Here is a 14942-nt window from a genome sequence, read left to right on the forward strand (position 1 = left end):
GGATTGGCAGAACAGCATGAAAATTATAATTAATAAAATTAGAAGCAGGTCAAAAAATGTTACTTATTTTTGACCTGCTTATTGCTTTGCTATTATAAATCAAAAAAACAGGTCAAAAAATAACTGAAATTACGAAAAAAGAAAGAAAGTATAAAGCTTTTTTTTCTTTTATAATAGCACTATAGAAATCGAAAGGAGGCAAAGAAATGAAAAAACTTAAAATTGGCATAATTGGTTGTGGCGGGATTGCAAATCAAAAGCACTTTCCAGCATTAAAAGCGAATGGTGAGTTAAACGAAATCGTAGCTTTTTGTGATATTGCAACAGAAAGAGCAGAACAAGCTGCAAAAGAATATGGTACGAAAGCAGCTTCTGTTTATTCAGACTATAAAGAATTGCTAAAGGATGTGAATGTGGAAGTCATTCATATTTGTACGCCGAATGTTTCCCACAGTAAAATTGCAGTGGCAGCTTTCGAAGCGGGAAAGCACGTATACTGTGAAAAACCAATGTCACATAGTACGATAGAAGCAGAAAAAATGCTTGCGGCATGGAAAAAGTCAGGAAAGAAATTTACAGTCGGATACCAGAACCGTTTTCGAGAAGAAGTACAGAACTTACATGCATCCTGTGAAAAAGGTGAACTTGGCGAAGTTTATTATGGAAAGGCACATGCAGTCAGAAGAAGAGGTGTTCCAACCTGGGGCGTTTTCCCTGATAAATCCCAGCAAGGAGGTGGACCGTTAATCGATATAGGAACCCATGCTCTGGATATTACCTTATGGTGTATGAATAATTATGAAATAGATCGTGTATCAGGTTCTGTATTTTATAAGCTGGGGCATTTGCAGCAGGCAACAGAAGGAAACTTATTCGGAGCATGGGATCCCAATACTTATGAAGTAGAAGACTCTGCAATGGGTTTTATCCATATGAAAGACGGTGCAACGATTCATTTAGAAGCTAGTTGGGCATTGAATTTATTAGAGTCTAGAGAAGCATCTACAACGCTTTGCGGAACTTTGGGCGGAGCCGAGATTCATTCCGGTATGAGTCATTCAAAGAATGAGTTGATTTACAATCGCGGAAGAAACGGACAGCTAATGGAAGAAAAACTCTCTCCGGTTGGTGGTGTTGCATACTTTGGTGGCGGTGGTGGAGAAGAAGGCGTAATTGACTGCAAACAGTGGTTAATCGCAATTTTAGAAGACAAAGAGCCATTGGTACAGCCTAATGAAGCTTTTACTGTAACAAAAATCCTTGAAGCAATCTATCAGTCAGCTGAAAAAGGAAAAGAAATCAAATTTTAGGGGGGAAGGAACATGGCATTTGCAATGAGGATTAATTTCGTCGATGTTGTATGTGAAGATAGTCTGAAAACTTGTTATGCAAACGGAAAAAGGACAGGCTTTCAGTTCGATATCAGACTAAGTTATTACAGAGGACAGTTTCTTTCTGTTATAGATACATTTGGTGTGAAAGTAGATGGAAGAGAAATTTCCGAGGAAGCCATTCGCTTTTGTGTAAACGGAAAAGAATTTGGAATCAGTCAGCTGCATGATCAAGTGTCTGAATTCTGGAATATTATTGAATCGGCCACGATTAAGATTTTTCAACCTGGTGGTTTGACAGAAGGGGGGCATGAAATCGGTGTGACACTCATGTTTCATTCTCCTTACATGCCGATCAGCGATACACAATACATGCCAATCGATGGCTGCGGGAAAAAAGTATTAAGACTGTTGACATAGGAGGAAGTCATGAGTGAAATAAAACTTGGAATTACACTTTACTGTTTTACGAAAGAATATTGTTGTGGAGAGATGTCACTAGAGGATTGCATACGGACTGCCAAGGAATTGGGTGCGGAAGGTTATGAAATTGTTGCATCGCAGATGATTCCTTCTTATCCCTATGTAAGTGATAAATTTTTAGGAGAAATTAATTCTATTTCTCATTATTATGACATCAAACCAATTTGCTACTCAGCAAATATGGACAGAGGATTGCGCGGGGACAGAAATTTGTCCGAAGATGAGATGCTTGCTATGGCAATCAACGATGTAAAAAGTGCGCACAAAATGGGATGTAAAGTAATGCGTGAGCAGTATTTATTAAGCGCAAATGCGATGAAACGTTTGGCACCATATGCAGAAGACTATGATGTGAAGGTCGGCATAGAGATACACAATCCGGAAACACCAAATACGCCGATTATGCGTGAATACTTAGAAGCTTTTAAAGAGTCCGGTTCAAAATATCTTGGATTCATTCCTGATTTTGGTTTATTTGCATGTAGACCAAATAAACCGATGTGGGATGCGGCACTGGCAGCTGGGACACCACTGGAAATACTTGAAATGGGAAAAGAGATGCGGTTAAATGAAGTTCCATTAGAAGACGCAATCGAAGAGTTTAAAAAAGCTGGAGCATCGGGGGTTGCTTTAGCTGCGTTGCAAGGAATGTATGGTTTTGTACAATTTAGAAGAGACTGTAAAAATGAGCTAGAAGGATTAAAAGAAATTATGTCATATTGTTTCCATATGCATGGAAAGTTCCACTATTTAGATGAAAACTGTCATGAGGCAAGTATTCCATATAATGAAATTATACCAGTTATTGGGAACTCTGATTATAAAGGCTTTATTGTATCAGAATATGAGGATCATGCATCAGGTAAAGCACTTGAAATGACGAAACGCCATTTAATAATGATGAATAAATTATTAGCCAAAATAAAAAATTAGTTAACAAATAAACATTAAGCGCAAACGCGATACACGGTATCAATGGAGGTAATTGGTATGTCTAAAAAATATGAAGGTTTAGCGAAAAATATTTTAGAAAATGTTGGTGGTAAAGAAAATGTAACATATCTAATGCATTGTGCAACACGCTTAAGATTTCAGTTAAAAGATATGGAAGAGGCCAATAAGGAAAAGATAGAATCATTACAAGGAGTTATTAAAGTTATTATACAGAATGGTCAATTTCAAGTATGTATAGGCCCTCATGTTAATGAAATATATGAGGAAGTAATCAAGTTAGGTGATTTAACGGGTTCAAAAGATAAAGGTGATATGGAACAGAAAAAATCGATTATTAACAGATTTTTTGAAGTGGTTTCAGGAATTTTCACCCCAGTTGTACCCGTACTTATTGCAGCTGGTATGGTTGGCGCTGTTCTGGCACTATTGTCAGGTCTTGGAATTGTGAGTACAACAGATCCTACTTATTATACCTTTAATATTATAAAAGAAGCAGGTTTTTATTTTCTCCCTATTTATCTTGGATTTACTTCTGCAAAGAAATTTAATGCAAATCTATATATGGGAATGTTGTTAGGCGCAATTTTGCTTCACCCAAATTTAACTAATTTCACTAGTTTGGGTGATACTGTTACACATTTAAATTTATTTGGAATTACTGTACCTACGGTTAGTTATGGTTCAGCAGTTGTACCTATAATTTTATCTGTATGGGCATATTCATATTTAGAAAAGTTATTTAATAAAATATTCCATCCGGTTGTACGCGCTTTTATGACACCAATGGTATCAGCTTTCGTTATGTTACCGCTAATGTTATTAATCATTGGTCCTGCAGGGAATTATATGGGAGAATACCTTGGTAAATTTATTGTTTTCTTTGGAAATACATTTGGTTTTGTTGCTGTAGCGGCATTAGGTGCATTTATGCCAATTATTATTGTTACGGGGATGCATTCTTTTATTTTCCCACTTATTGTTTCTACACTTACAGCTACCGGAAGTGAGGGATTAATGGTTCCTGCTATGCTTGCAGAAAATCTTGCGATGGCTGGAGCAGCTTTTGCAGTATCAATCATAATCAAGGATCAGGAAAAAAGAGCTGAAGCTAGAGCTGCCTCTTTATCATCTTCGCTTGGAATTTCTGAGCCTGCTATGTATGGCATCAATTTACCACTGAAAGTTCCGTTTTATGGAGCTATAATAGGTGGAGGAGTTGGAGGTTTATTTGCTGGAATCTTTAAACTAAAATTTTATGCTATAGTATCAGCCAGCTTAGTAGGATTACCGGGTACTCTGGGTAACGACCAAGGATTTTCAAATTTAATTGTAGCAGTTGGTACAATGCTTATTTCCTTTATAACGGCTTTTGTGGTTACTAAAATTTTGTGGAAGAAGTCTAATATAGTGTTTGAAAGTGATGGTGATAAAAATGAATAAAAATTTTTTATGGGGAGGATCGACTTCCGCATTCCAATTTGAAGGAGGAGCAAAAGAGGGTGGAAAAGGAGAATCATTATATGACTTTTTTTCTAAAACAAAAGAAGGTGTTGATTATAGTGTAACATCTGATTTTTATCATCATTATGAAGAGGATATAGAGTTGATGGCTGAAATGGGGTTTAATTGCTTTCGAATGTCAATCGCATGGACAAGACTTTATCCTAATGGTGATGATGCGTGCTACAATCAGTCAGGTGTAGATTTTTATAACAGAGTAATTAATAAATTATTGCATCATAATATTCAACCGGTTGTAACTTTATTCCATTGGGATATGCCATATCATCTTATAGAAAAATACGATGGTTGGAATGGAAAGGAGACAGTAGATGCTTTTATAAAATACTGTCGTACTTGTTTTGAGTTGTTTGGAGACAGAGTAAAATATTGGCTTACATTGAATGAAAATAATTTATGTAAACTAATACCTTTTATGCATACGAAAACCAAACTAAAATCCGATGAAGAAGGATATGAACAGTTTAAATTGAAAGTTTATCACAATACTAATGTAGCGCATTTTAAAGCTGTAAAACTTTGTCATGACCTTGTAGAAGATGGGAAGATTGGATGTATGATAGCAAGTTCTCTTGCATATCCAATGACTTCGCACCCAAAAGATGTATTTGCGGCGATGCGTCATGAACACTCCAAGATGTATAATTACTTAGATTTACTTGTAAAAGGAAAGTATAATCATCGTGAATGTGCTGAGTTCTCGGCAGCCGGAATGAGTATACATCAAGATGAAGAATTTTTATTACTTAGTTCAGAGAAAAAAGCAAAAATTGATTTTATCTCTTTTAGCTATTATTTTTCAATATGCATGCATGATAATGATGTGAAAATAGAGAGTCAAGCAAAAACCATGCAGATGATGTATGCTGCATATGAAAATCCAATGCTTGAAAAATCAAGTTTTGGATGGACAATTGATCCGTTGGGCTTAAGAATATTTTTAAATGATATTTATGATCGCTATAATTTACCACTTCTCATTGTAGAAAATGGACTTGGAGTAGAAGATGATGTTCTTGAAACGGATTATTCTGTGCACGATGATTATCGAATTAAATATTTAAAACAACATATTATACAGATGAAGAAGGCAATTGAAGAAGATCAAATAGATTGTTTTGGTTTTCTGCCATGGGGATGTATTGATTTATATAGTGCATCTGGAAATAAAAACAAAAGATATGGCTTTGTTTTTGTTGATTATGATGATAATTATAAAAGATATAAAAAAGACAGCTTTTATTGGTACAAAAAAGTAATAGAATCTAATGCGGAAGAATTATAATTGTTTCAAACTATAAGTATATGTCTTTGTATACTTTATACTTACAGTTTTACATTAAGGAGGTTAAAAATGAAACTAGGTTTTGTTAGTGCAATTTTAGAGAAATATAATTTTGAAGAAACTTTGGATTTTGCAGCTGAACATGGGTTTGCCTGTTTGGAGGTTGCTTGCTGGCCAGTGGGAAAGGCAGAAAGACGTTATGCGGGAGTAAGTCATATTGATGTAGAAAAAGTAATTTATGACAATGCTTACGCAAATCATATTATAACCTATGCTAAAAATAAGAAGGTAGAAATATCTTCTCTAGCTTATTATCCGAATATATTGGATACAAATTTGGAAAAGAGAGAAAAAGCTGTATCACATTTAAAAAATGTCATACTAGCAAGTTCAAAACTTAAGGTCAATCTGGTGACAACTTTTATTGGACGTGATCAAACAAAAACGGTTGACAAAAATTTAGAATTGGTAGCTCAGATTTGGCCGGAAATCATTAAATTAGCAGAAGAAAATAACGTAAAAGTTGCAATAGAAAATTGTCCGATGCTATTTGATGAAGACCAATGGCCAGGTGGACAAAACTTAATGACTACACCAGTAATTTGGCAAAAAGTTTTTGATATTTTAAAAAGCGAAAATCTTGGTATCAATTATGATCCTTCTCATTTTGTATGGCAGATGATTGACTATATCCAGCCGATTTATGATTTCCGGGATAAAATTTTCCATGTGCACTATAAAGATATCAAAATCTATCAAGAGAAGCTTAATCAGGTAGGTATTATGGCTTATCCGTTAGAGTTTATGTCACCAAAGCTCCCTGGACTCGGTGATATAAATTGGGGAAAGTATTTGTCTGCTCTGACGGATATCGGATATAAAGGATATAGCTGTATTGAAATTGAGGATAAGGCTTTTGAAGGAAGCGAGGAAGAGGTAAGAAACTCGCTGATTTTAAGCAAACGTTATTTACAGCAGTTTGTAATTTAGGCTAAATGGTAAGTAAATTAATGATAGGATGTGAATTAAATGAAAGTAAAATTAGGAATCATTGGATATGGCGGTATGGGAAAATGGCATGCCCAAAATGCTCCGCGCGCAGGCGTTAGGATTGCCGCTGTTTGCGATATTGAAGATGAGAAAATTAAGCAGGCAAAAGAAGATGGGTTCGTTACATATGATTCTGCAGAGGCATTATTGCAAGATGAAGATGTGAATACTGTTGTCTTGACTGTGCCAAACCACTTACATAAGGAAATGTGTATAAAGGCTGCGAAAGCAGGCAAACACATAGTTACAGAAAAACCAGCGGCTCTTGACATTGTGGAACTGGATGAGATGGAGTTGGCGTGCAAGAAGGCAGGAGTGTTTTTGACAGTGCATCAGAACCGTCGCTGGGACAAAGACATGCTTATAGTAAAAAAAGCTTATGAGGAAGGACTCCTTGGTAATATTTTTACTATTGAATCAAAACTTCATTCGGCTAATGGATATATGCATGAGTGGCATTTATATAAAAAATATGGCGGTGGAATGATTTATGATTGGGGAGTGCATTTAATCGACCAAATTTTGTTCATGATGCCTGATGCAAAAATCAACAGTGTTTATGCAGATATAAAAAATGTATTACACGATGAAGTCGATGATTATTTTAAAATCATTTTAAAAATGAATAATGGTGTCACTGCTCATATTGAGCTATCTACCTATATTTTAAACTATGCACCCCGCTGGCTTGTTGGTGGTGATAAAGGTACCATGGTTATAAAAACTTTTGCCGGAGAAGGTGCGGTTTACAAAACAGGCGTGATGCTGAGTAAACTTCCAGCACAGATTACAGAAACTGTAGCAGGGCCGACAAGACAATTTGCTCCAGTTCCACCAGGGGGCATTGTAGAAGAACCATTACCAGAAGTTGAAACAGATTGGATAGATTTCTATCGCAATGTCACAGATGTGCTAAATAACAAAGCGGAATCGAAAATAAAAATTGCACAAGTAAGACGTGTACTTGGAGTTATGGAGGCCGCTCGCAAGTCAGCTGAGAGTGGTAAGTCTATTTTATTGGAACAGTAGAAACAGGAGGGACGAAATGAATATATTAGGATTATCTTTTGGAAGAAAAATGGGAAATACCGATATCCTTGTAAAGGAAGCTTTATATGGTGCAAAAGAGGCAGCACTAAATGCAAATATACGATTTATTAATACAGTAAAATTAGAAATTGGAAGGTGCATAGGCTGTGGTGCCTGCTCAGATTCATTGAGTAAAGGAGGAGACAACAACTGTATTGTAAAAGATGATTTTGATTATGTTGAAGAAGCAATACGACAGGCAGATGTAATCATTGTTGGAGCACCTGTCTATGTATTACAGCCGGTTGGTCAGTTTAAAAATGTTGTAGATCGGTTTTCATGTCGCCATGACAATGCAGCAATTGAATATCAGATGGAACGCCGTAGAAAAGGGGAAGTGGATGCACCGGCTGTATTTCCCGAAGAGCGCTTAAAACAACGATATGTTTCCTACATTTCTGTAGGTGGAGCTAGTACAGATGACTGGGTATCTATGGGAACAGCCAGTATGCATCTGTTTGGTTTTCCGAATCTGATGAAAACCATAGGCAATATGGACGTGCATCATATGGGAACAACAGGAAACCCGGTTTTAAATCGAGAACTAATGAACAATGTCCATGAAATGGGCAGACAGACGGTTCAAGCGTATGGTAAACCGCTTGAAGAAATTAAATGGTTTGGTGATGAAGGAACTTGTCCCGTATGTCATCAAAATTTGATGTTACTTTCAAAAACAACTAAAGTTACCTGCCCTATTTGTGGAATTCATGGAACACTGTCTATTGAAAAGGATGAGGTGAAGGTAACTTTTTCAAATGAACAAAAAGCGCGTGCCAGAGGTACGTTTGCAGGAAACAAGGAACACACGGATGAAATCCAGAACTTTGGAATCATAGCTGAGCCTAAGATGAAAAAAGTAAAGGATGAGTTACCTAGAATGTTAGAAAAATATAAGAACTTTGAAACATGTATATTAGAAAATTAATTAGCATCAGCGGAGTTCTTTGTTAGATAGAAAAGGAAGAATAGTGTGAAATAGACGTTTGGATTCGAGAACTGAGACATATCAATACCTATTTCGGAGATGATAGTGATTGAACTATTAAGTTTAACACCCGGAATGGTACAGAGAAACTGGATTTAACCCATTCACTGTTTGAATTCAAGAATAGAATTGTTAAAAGTAGAATCTAATGACTGTTCAGCCACACAATTAAACAAAAGAGTTAAAAAAATGTACGGTCTTATAGAGCCGCTTATTTGTGCCGCCGCTTGGCGGCGGAATGGAGATTAGTATGGGAATATTAAATCAGATTATAAAAAAAAATCGGAAAAGGATAATATAACATTAGAAACAACTCCAGGTCGGTTTTATTCACCGCTAAAGGGGAAAATTATAACCTTGCAGGAGATACCTGATGACGTTTTTTCACAGGGTATATTAGGAGTAGGGTGCGGGATTGAGCCAGAATCAGAAACTGTAGTTGCGCCTGTGAATGGGGTGATCTGCATGATAGCTGAAACAAAGCATGCGATTGGTATCAGTTCAGATGATGGAATGGAAATTCTTATACATGTTGGGATTGATACGGTGTTGATGGGGGGAGATGGCTTTGATGTCAAAGTCAAGGAGGGCCAAAGGATTGAATGTGGCCAGAAATTAATAGTTTTTAGTAGGAATAAAATAAAAGAAGCGGGTTATCCTACAACGACTGCATTTTTAATAACAAATTCAGAAGAGTGTCTTACTGTTCAATTTAAAATTGGCAAAGACGTAATGACTTTGGAGGACTTTGGAGGTATTGTAAAATAATTGATTAAAATGAGGAATTTTTCGTCAAATAGTAAAAACTATTTGACAAAAAAAGTAGGAGTGATAATATGAGGAATATGGATGAATAGATTTAAAAAAGGGTGATTTAATTAGTGGACTTGAAAGCACGAGCAAGACAACTAAAGACTGATATTCCAGCTTTGTTTTTATGTTTGAAAAGTAAAGATACGCCTGTAATAGCTAAAATTCTTGCCGGAATTACAGTAGTTTACGCCTTGTCACCGATTGATTTGATTCCTGATTTTATACCGGTTCTAGGATATCTTGATGATGCGATTTTGCTTCCAGCGTTAATTGCTCTTACTATCAAACTAATTCCAAAAGAAACGTTTGCTTTATACAGGAAAAAAGCAGAAGGTCTATGGATAAATGGAAAGCCTAAAAGATGGTTCTATGCAATTCCAATTCTTATAGTTTGGGCAATTATTGTTTGGATGTTTTCATAGTTGTGTTCTAAAGAACTAGTTGAAAAATAGTTGGATATGAATTGAGTATTAGTATTACGAAATTGGAGAAGTGAAATGTATAATAATCTAAAATTACATCCCAAAAATCAAGTTATCTCTGTATAAGCAAATAATGATGAAACATTGTACAGAGTATTAGAGTATAAAAACTTTCGTTTCATCGAAAAGAAGAAGTAAAAAAATTGATCTTTTAAAGTTTACTAATTTGATTTAAAGGAGTTAATGGGAATGACTAGATTAAATAAACCCAAAATAACGATAGATACAATAAAAGCAATGGAAGATATGTCTTTTTTTACACATGCACTAATATTTGATGATTTGTTGATAGTTGCACAGAAAGAAACCAATTGTTTTGTGTTAAAATCAACAGAAGGACTTATCGTGATAGATGCAATATGGCCAAGAGAAGAGGCTTTTAACGCTATTGTTTTAGCAATACAGGAGGTTGGATGGAATCCTGAGGATATAAAAAAATTGGTGCTTACACATGGACATGTAGACCATACAGGGTGTGGAAAATGGATAGTAGATGCGTATCATGCAAAGACATATTTATCAGAACGTGATGATATTTTCTGGAGAGACGAGCCTGTAAAAAAGAATCGTCCTGAAACTTGGAAAGATTATTCGATAGATTATTACATAAGTGATGGTGATAAAGTCGTACTAGGAGATAAGACACTATTTGTATATTCAACACCTGGGCATACGCCAGGAGGGTTAAGTTTTATTTTTCCAGTACATGAAGAAGGCAAGGAATATATGGCAGCTTTGTGGGGAGGTTCCAATCCACCAATAGAGCTAAATGGTATCAGACAGTACTTGAAATCTCTAGATCATTTTATGAAAAAAGCTGAAGAGAAAAATGTGCAAGTAGCTTTGAGTAATCATACCTCTCTTGATTGTGGTTTAGAACGAATAGAATATTCAAGAAAAAGAATGTCTTATATGCCAAACATCTATGTGATTGGAGAAGTAGGTTTTAGAAACTATTGTCAGCTGTTTCGAAATCTCTGCTATGACAGGCTGGAGGAACATATTTAAAAAGTCTAAATAAAGCTATTGAATTTTTAACGAAATTCAATAGCTTTTGGATTTTACATATTATTCTTTAGCCATTCGATCGCTGTATTTGCATATAGTGCAGCACCTATATAAAGTGGATCTTCATTAAAAACAGCTTTTGGGTGATGTAAAGGGTATATATATTCAGGTTTTTCAGAAGTAGTGCCAAGTAAAGTCATAACACTTGGAACCAATTCACTAACAAATGCAAAATCCTCAGACCCCGTAAACTTTGAAAATGCTTCTCCTGCAACATCAGTAGCATTAACCGTTTGTTGGGAACCTAAAAGTTCTCTGGAGTATCTATTAAACTGATTATTTAGATCTTCATTATTGATTACAGAGGGGCATCCCGATAAGAATTCAACTTCAGCTTCTCCTCTAAAAGTTGAAGCGATTCCTTTAGAGATTTCTTCAAGACGTTTTTTTATAAATTCTCTTTTCTCTTGGGAAAAGGTTCTTATGGTCCCGGATAAAAAAGCTGAATCAGGAATAACATTGGCGGCATTACCACCACACATATGCCCAATGGTGAGTACGGCATTGTCACCTGATGCTATTTCCCTGGCATTAATTGACTGAAGTGCTATATGTATATGAGATATAATGTTTAAGGGATCAATACTCAAGTTAGGTATGGCTCCATGCCCACCTTTTCCTTGAACGGTGACTTTAAACCAATCGGAAGAAGCAGAAACGATACCGGAATCTGTTACTACGACAAGTCCGGCTGGAGCGGGAACCCCTGTAAATACATGTATCATCATAGCTGCATCCACTTTAGGATTTTCAAGAAGTCCTGCATCAATCATATCCTTTGCACCGCCCATTGTTTCTTCGGCTGGTTGGAACATTAGTTTTACCTGACCTTCTAGTTCATCTTCGTGATCTTTAAGTAATTGTGCAGCACCAAGTAACATAGCTGTATGTAAATCGTGCCCACATGCATGCATATTATTGGTTTTTGATTTAAAAGGCAAATTAGTTTCCTCCATAATAGGCAGGGCATCCATATCAGCTCGGAGCATAAATGTCTTACCAGTTTTTTGCTTTCCGGCTATCGCAACTATTCCTGATTTACATATTTCTATTGGTTCATATCCCATGTCTTTTAAGTTTTTTATTACATACTTGGTAGTTAAAGGAAGGTTAATACTAATTTCAGCATTTTCATGCATATACCTTCTATGTGATACGATGGTGTCTTGTAGTTTTTTTGCTTCATCCAATAAAATTTTCATACTAGATTTCTCCTTTCTTAATTAATATATATTTAATAACAGTTCATACGATTCATATTTACATAATATCACAACCTACACATGTGAACAAATATTATAAACAAAAAAGCCTTGAGAGTTTCTCGAGACTTTTTTGTGCAAAATTTATTTATTTTTCTTAATATATATAATGAGTATACATATTGCTGTAATAATATTAATTAGAATAAGCAGGAAAATGAACGAATTGTTTACTGTAACATTAGGATTCGCAGTTGAAGAATTCTCCTTTTTTGCTGAAATACTCAAAGCAATCTCTTTTTTTGATATTAATAAAGAAGCATTGGCAATTAAGTCTTTTTGAGCTTCTGTTAGATTTTTAAAAGATTCTAATGCAGCATTAACGGTATCGACATTGGAGGAGGTAATATTAAAAGGAAGCGCTAATATTTTCTTCATCATATGATGAGCAATTTTTTGTTCGTCAGATTGTGCTGTCATTTCACTGGCAGCAGCTGTCTTACCGATTATATCGTTAACATAGGCTGCGTTACAATTATCGTTATGGTAGACATAAATAGTATGTGCACCTGAAGTGAGATTTGTTATTGTTAGTATACCATTTTCATCTGTAGTCCCATATGCGGCAGAAGTATTGTCTAAATTGTAAAGGACTTGTTTGTTAGCGATTGTACCATTTTTATCCGTCAATGTAATGGCAGCTATGTAATTTGGATAAATAAAATCTGTGTCTACACAAATACGATTTTGACTATTCGGGTAAGAGAAAGTTCCATTTCCCTGGTTGGTCAGTTTTTTTATATAATTTGCTGTGATAACATCCAGCGCATCACCTTCACCAATATTTTTTATATCTGAAAGCATGGTATAACCATCACCGCCAGCATTTTCATAGTCGTTAGTAGCAAGGACAATCTTGGTTGAGGTATCGTTGCGGTCTAATGTCTGCATATCACTTCCATCCGAATTGAGAAGTACAATCTGCTTAATACGGTTACCTGTCACAGCCGGAGTTAGCGATGTATTGGAAGGTGAACCATTTGGATTGTAAGAGAAGCGCATGCCCGAAACCTGAGGGAACCGCCCGTCTGCTCCAGATATGACGCCGGTGGTTAAATCCTGCCCGCCAATTTTTGAAACGCCATTTTCTAAAATTTGGTATAGTATGTTAGGAGTGACTTCTTTTAAAGAAAGAAGATTGCCAAATGGCAATACAGTACTCACATGTCCAAAAGTGATATCCCCCGCAGGGATAGATTCGCGTACCCCTCCACCATTTTCCAATGCAACGACAGGAAGATTTGCGACATTAGTATCAGCAATATGCTCTCTGGCATTATCAGCCATTGCATCTGCCACCAAATCACCCAGATTACTTTCTACTAATCGTGCAACTGATGTATCATCTACTACACCCCCCCATAATACAGAAGAGGTATGACCTATGACTTTCTGAAATTGTGTGGATTGTTTATTACTCAGATCTTCTGCAAGAGTCTTGATAGCAGGGTCGGGTGTATAGGTTTTTTGTGCATCGGCCGGATTGATCAGAGTTTCTTTTGATGAAACCTCCCCATTGTCTGAAACGGTAACATCAATTCTTCCAAGTGCTTCTCCATAACAACCTACTTGGGCTATTAAGGTACCATTAACAACATTATTCTCTACCGTATGGCTATGAGCATCAATCAATATGTTCAATCCAGAAAGTTGATTTGCTATGTCAATGCTGTTGGGTGAAGCTGTTGGTTCATTACCGATGTGCATGATTCCAACGATCACCTGAGCGCCTTCTGCTTTGAGCTTGTTGATTTCTTGTTGTGAAATGGTGATAGGATCTTCGAACGTTACACTGGATGTGGAGTCTTTTAGATAAGAAGGATTGGTTTTGTATGCGGTTTCAGGGGTCGTAATTCCAAAAAATCCCACTTTAATGCCATTTACCATTTTGATTAAATTGCATCCATTGTTTTCGGTTATTCCTATTCCTTTTATATCTTTTAAAAAAGGCAATTTATTGTATATTGTATTTGCCGAGAGGATAGGATAGTTAGCATTTTTAACATTGGTCAGCGCCGCGTTCAGCCCGAAATCGAATTCATGATTACCCAGTACTCCAACATCATAGCGTGCTGCATTGGTAAGTTTGATAACATCTTTACCCTTGCTGATGTTGGCAAATGGTACTCCTTGTGTTGAATCGCCAGCGTCGACCAGTAACGAATCAGGTACACTGTTACGGATGGCTGCTACATAGTCCATTCCAATTGTTGTCAATGTTCCAGCACTGTTGTATTCATCAATTAAATGGCCGTGTAAGTCATTGGTATGAAAAATCGTAATCGTAGTAGTAGCGGTATCGGCTATTACCATTGAAGATGTACCCGCAAAAATGAAGAATGTGATTGACATGAATCCTGTAAGAAATTTGATAAGATATTTTTTCATACTTCCCTCCAATTTTTTGATATAACCCATTATTTACAATTTATATTATATGATAGATTCAATTTTCAAGATATCATGATAAAGTAATTTTTATATTTAATCTAGGTAAAATTTATAAAAAGTAGCTAAAAATTAAGAAATATAGGAATGCTATTAAATATACACAGGATCAGCTTTACAAGATTGGAATAAAAGAAAAGAGTAACAGAAAGAAAGGAAGAAATCGCT

Annotated in this window: 13 protein-coding genes; 11 read left to right on the forward strand and 2 right to left on the reverse strand. The window is 35.9% G+C overall.

The features are described 5' to 3' along the window. The first annotated feature begins 206 nt into the window (after positions 1-206). The 11 genes from DWV06_RS03920 (at position 207) to DWV06_RS03970 (ending at position 11004) form a co-directional block, all read left to right on the forward strand. Complete coding sequence (locus DWV06_RS03920) at positions 207-1310, forward strand: Gfo/Idh/MocA family protein (protein WP_115480854.1); 1104 nt, start codon at positions 207-209, stop codon at positions 1308-1310. A gap of 12 nt (positions 1311-1322) precedes the next feature. Further along, positions 1323-1751: a C-glycoside deglycosidase beta subunit domain-containing protein gene (locus DWV06_RS03925; RefSeq protein ID WP_115480855.1), complete on the forward strand. Its 429-nt coding sequence runs from the start codon at positions 1323-1325 to the stop codon at positions 1749-1751. A 9-nt stretch (positions 1752-1760) separates the two neighbouring features. Next, positions 1761-2747, forward strand: a complete 987-nt coding sequence (locus DWV06_RS03930; RefSeq protein WP_115480856.1) for a sugar phosphate isomerase/epimerase family protein — start codon at positions 1761-1763, stop codon at positions 2745-2747. A 57-nt stretch (positions 2748-2804) separates the two neighbouring features. Then, complete coding sequence (locus tag DWV06_RS03935; RefSeq protein WP_115480857.1) at positions 2805-4208, forward strand: PTS transporter subunit EIIC; 1404 nt, start codon at positions 2805-2807, stop codon at positions 4206-4208. Beyond that, a complete protein-coding gene (locus DWV06_RS03940) occupies positions 4201-5574 on the forward strand; it encodes a glycoside hydrolase family 1 protein (protein WP_115480989.1) in 1374 nt (457 codons plus the stop codon). The genes DWV06_RS03935 and DWV06_RS03940 overlap by 8 nt, the downstream gene beginning before the upstream one ends. Before the next feature lie 69 nt (positions 5575-5643). After that, on the forward strand, positions 5644-6564 hold the full coding sequence (locus tag DWV06_RS03945) for a sugar phosphate isomerase/epimerase family protein (RefSeq protein WP_115480858.1): 921 nt from the start codon (positions 5644-5646) through the stop codon (positions 6562-6564). Between the two features lie 39 nt (positions 6565-6603). Next, positions 6604-7653, forward strand: a complete 1050-nt coding sequence (locus DWV06_RS03950; RefSeq protein WP_115480859.1) for a Gfo/Idh/MocA family protein — start codon at positions 6604-6606, stop codon at positions 7651-7653. 16 nt (positions 7654-7669) lie between these two features. After that, positions 7670-8641 carry a flavodoxin family protein gene (locus DWV06_RS03955; protein WP_115480860.1) on the forward strand — a complete coding sequence of 324 codons (972 nt, stop codon included), beginning with the start codon at positions 7670-7672 and terminating at the stop codon, positions 8639-8641. A gap of 357 nt (positions 8642-8998) precedes the next feature. Further along, complete coding sequence (locus DWV06_RS03960) at positions 8999-9469, forward strand: PTS sugar transporter subunit IIA (RefSeq protein ID WP_268877871.1); 471 nt, start codon at positions 8999-9001, stop codon at positions 9467-9469. 113 nt (positions 9470-9582) lie between these two features. Then, positions 9583-9936 (forward strand): YkvA family protein, encoded by a 354-nt coding sequence (locus DWV06_RS03965; RefSeq protein ID WP_115480862.1) that lies wholly within the window; start codon positions 9583-9585, stop codon positions 9934-9936. 249 nt (positions 9937-10185) lie between these two features. Further along, positions 10186-11004 (forward strand): MBL fold metallo-hydrolase, encoded by an 819-nt coding sequence (locus tag DWV06_RS03970; protein WP_115480863.1) that lies wholly within the window; start codon positions 10186-10188, stop codon positions 11002-11004. Positions 11005-11057: 53 nt separating this feature from the next. Here the strand turns inward: DWV06_RS03970 and DWV06_RS03975 are convergent, their stop codons facing one another. Beyond that, positions 11058-12266 (reverse strand): M20 metallopeptidase family protein, encoded by a 1209-nt coding sequence (locus DWV06_RS03975; protein ID WP_115480864.1) that lies wholly within the window; start codon positions 12264-12266, stop codon positions 11058-11060. 144 nt (positions 12267-12410) lie between these two features. Continuing rightward, positions 12411-14714: a bifunctional metallophosphatase/5'-nucleotidase gene (locus tag DWV06_RS03980; RefSeq protein WP_115480865.1), complete on the reverse strand. Its 2304-nt coding sequence runs from the start codon at positions 14712-14714 to the stop codon at positions 12411-12413. Between the last annotated feature and the right edge of the window lie 228 nt (positions 14715-14942).

The organism is Anaerosacchariphilus polymeriproducens, assembly GCF_003363435.1.
Lineage (GTDB): Bacteria > Bacillota > Clostridia > Lachnospirales > Lachnospiraceae > Anaerosacchariphilus > Anaerosacchariphilus polymeriproducens.

Coding starts and splice junctions, on each gene's coding strand:
- DWV06_RS03920 (WP_115480854.1), top strand. CDS start 207: ATGAAAAAACTTAAAATTGGCATAATTGGTTGTGGCGGGATTGCAAAT.
- DWV06_RS03925 (WP_115480855.1), top strand. CDS start 1,323: ATGGCATTTGCAATGAGGATTAATTTCGTCGATGTTGTATGTGAAGAT.
- DWV06_RS03930 (WP_115480856.1), top strand. CDS start 1,761: ATGAGTGAAATAAAACTTGGAATTACACTTTACTGTTTTACGAAAGAA.
- DWV06_RS03935 (WP_115480857.1), top strand. CDS start 2,805: ATGTCTAAAAAATATGAAGGTTTAGCGAAAAATATTTTAGAAAATGTT.
- DWV06_RS03940 (WP_115480989.1), top strand. CDS start 4,201: ATGAATAAAAATTTTTTATGGGGAGGATCGACTTCCGCATTCCAATTT.
- DWV06_RS03945 (WP_115480858.1), top strand. CDS start 5,644: ATGAAACTAGGTTTTGTTAGTGCAATTTTAGAGAAATATAATTTTGAA.
- DWV06_RS03950 (WP_115480859.1), top strand. CDS start 6,604: ATGAAAGTAAAATTAGGAATCATTGGATATGGCGGTATGGGAAAATGG.
- DWV06_RS03955 (WP_115480860.1), top strand. CDS start 7,670: ATGAATATATTAGGATTATCTTTTGGAAGAAAAATGGGAAATACCGAT.
- DWV06_RS03970 (WP_115480863.1), top strand. CDS start 10,186: ATGACTAGATTAAATAAACCCAAAATAACGATAGATACAATAAAAGCA.
- DWV06_RS03975 (WP_115480864.1), bottom strand. CDS start 12,266: ATGAAAATTTTATTGGATGAAGCAAAAAAACTACAAGACACCATCGTA.
- DWV06_RS03980 (WP_115480865.1), bottom strand. CDS start 14,714: ATGAAAAAATATCTTATCAAATTTCTTACAGGATTCATGTCAATCACA.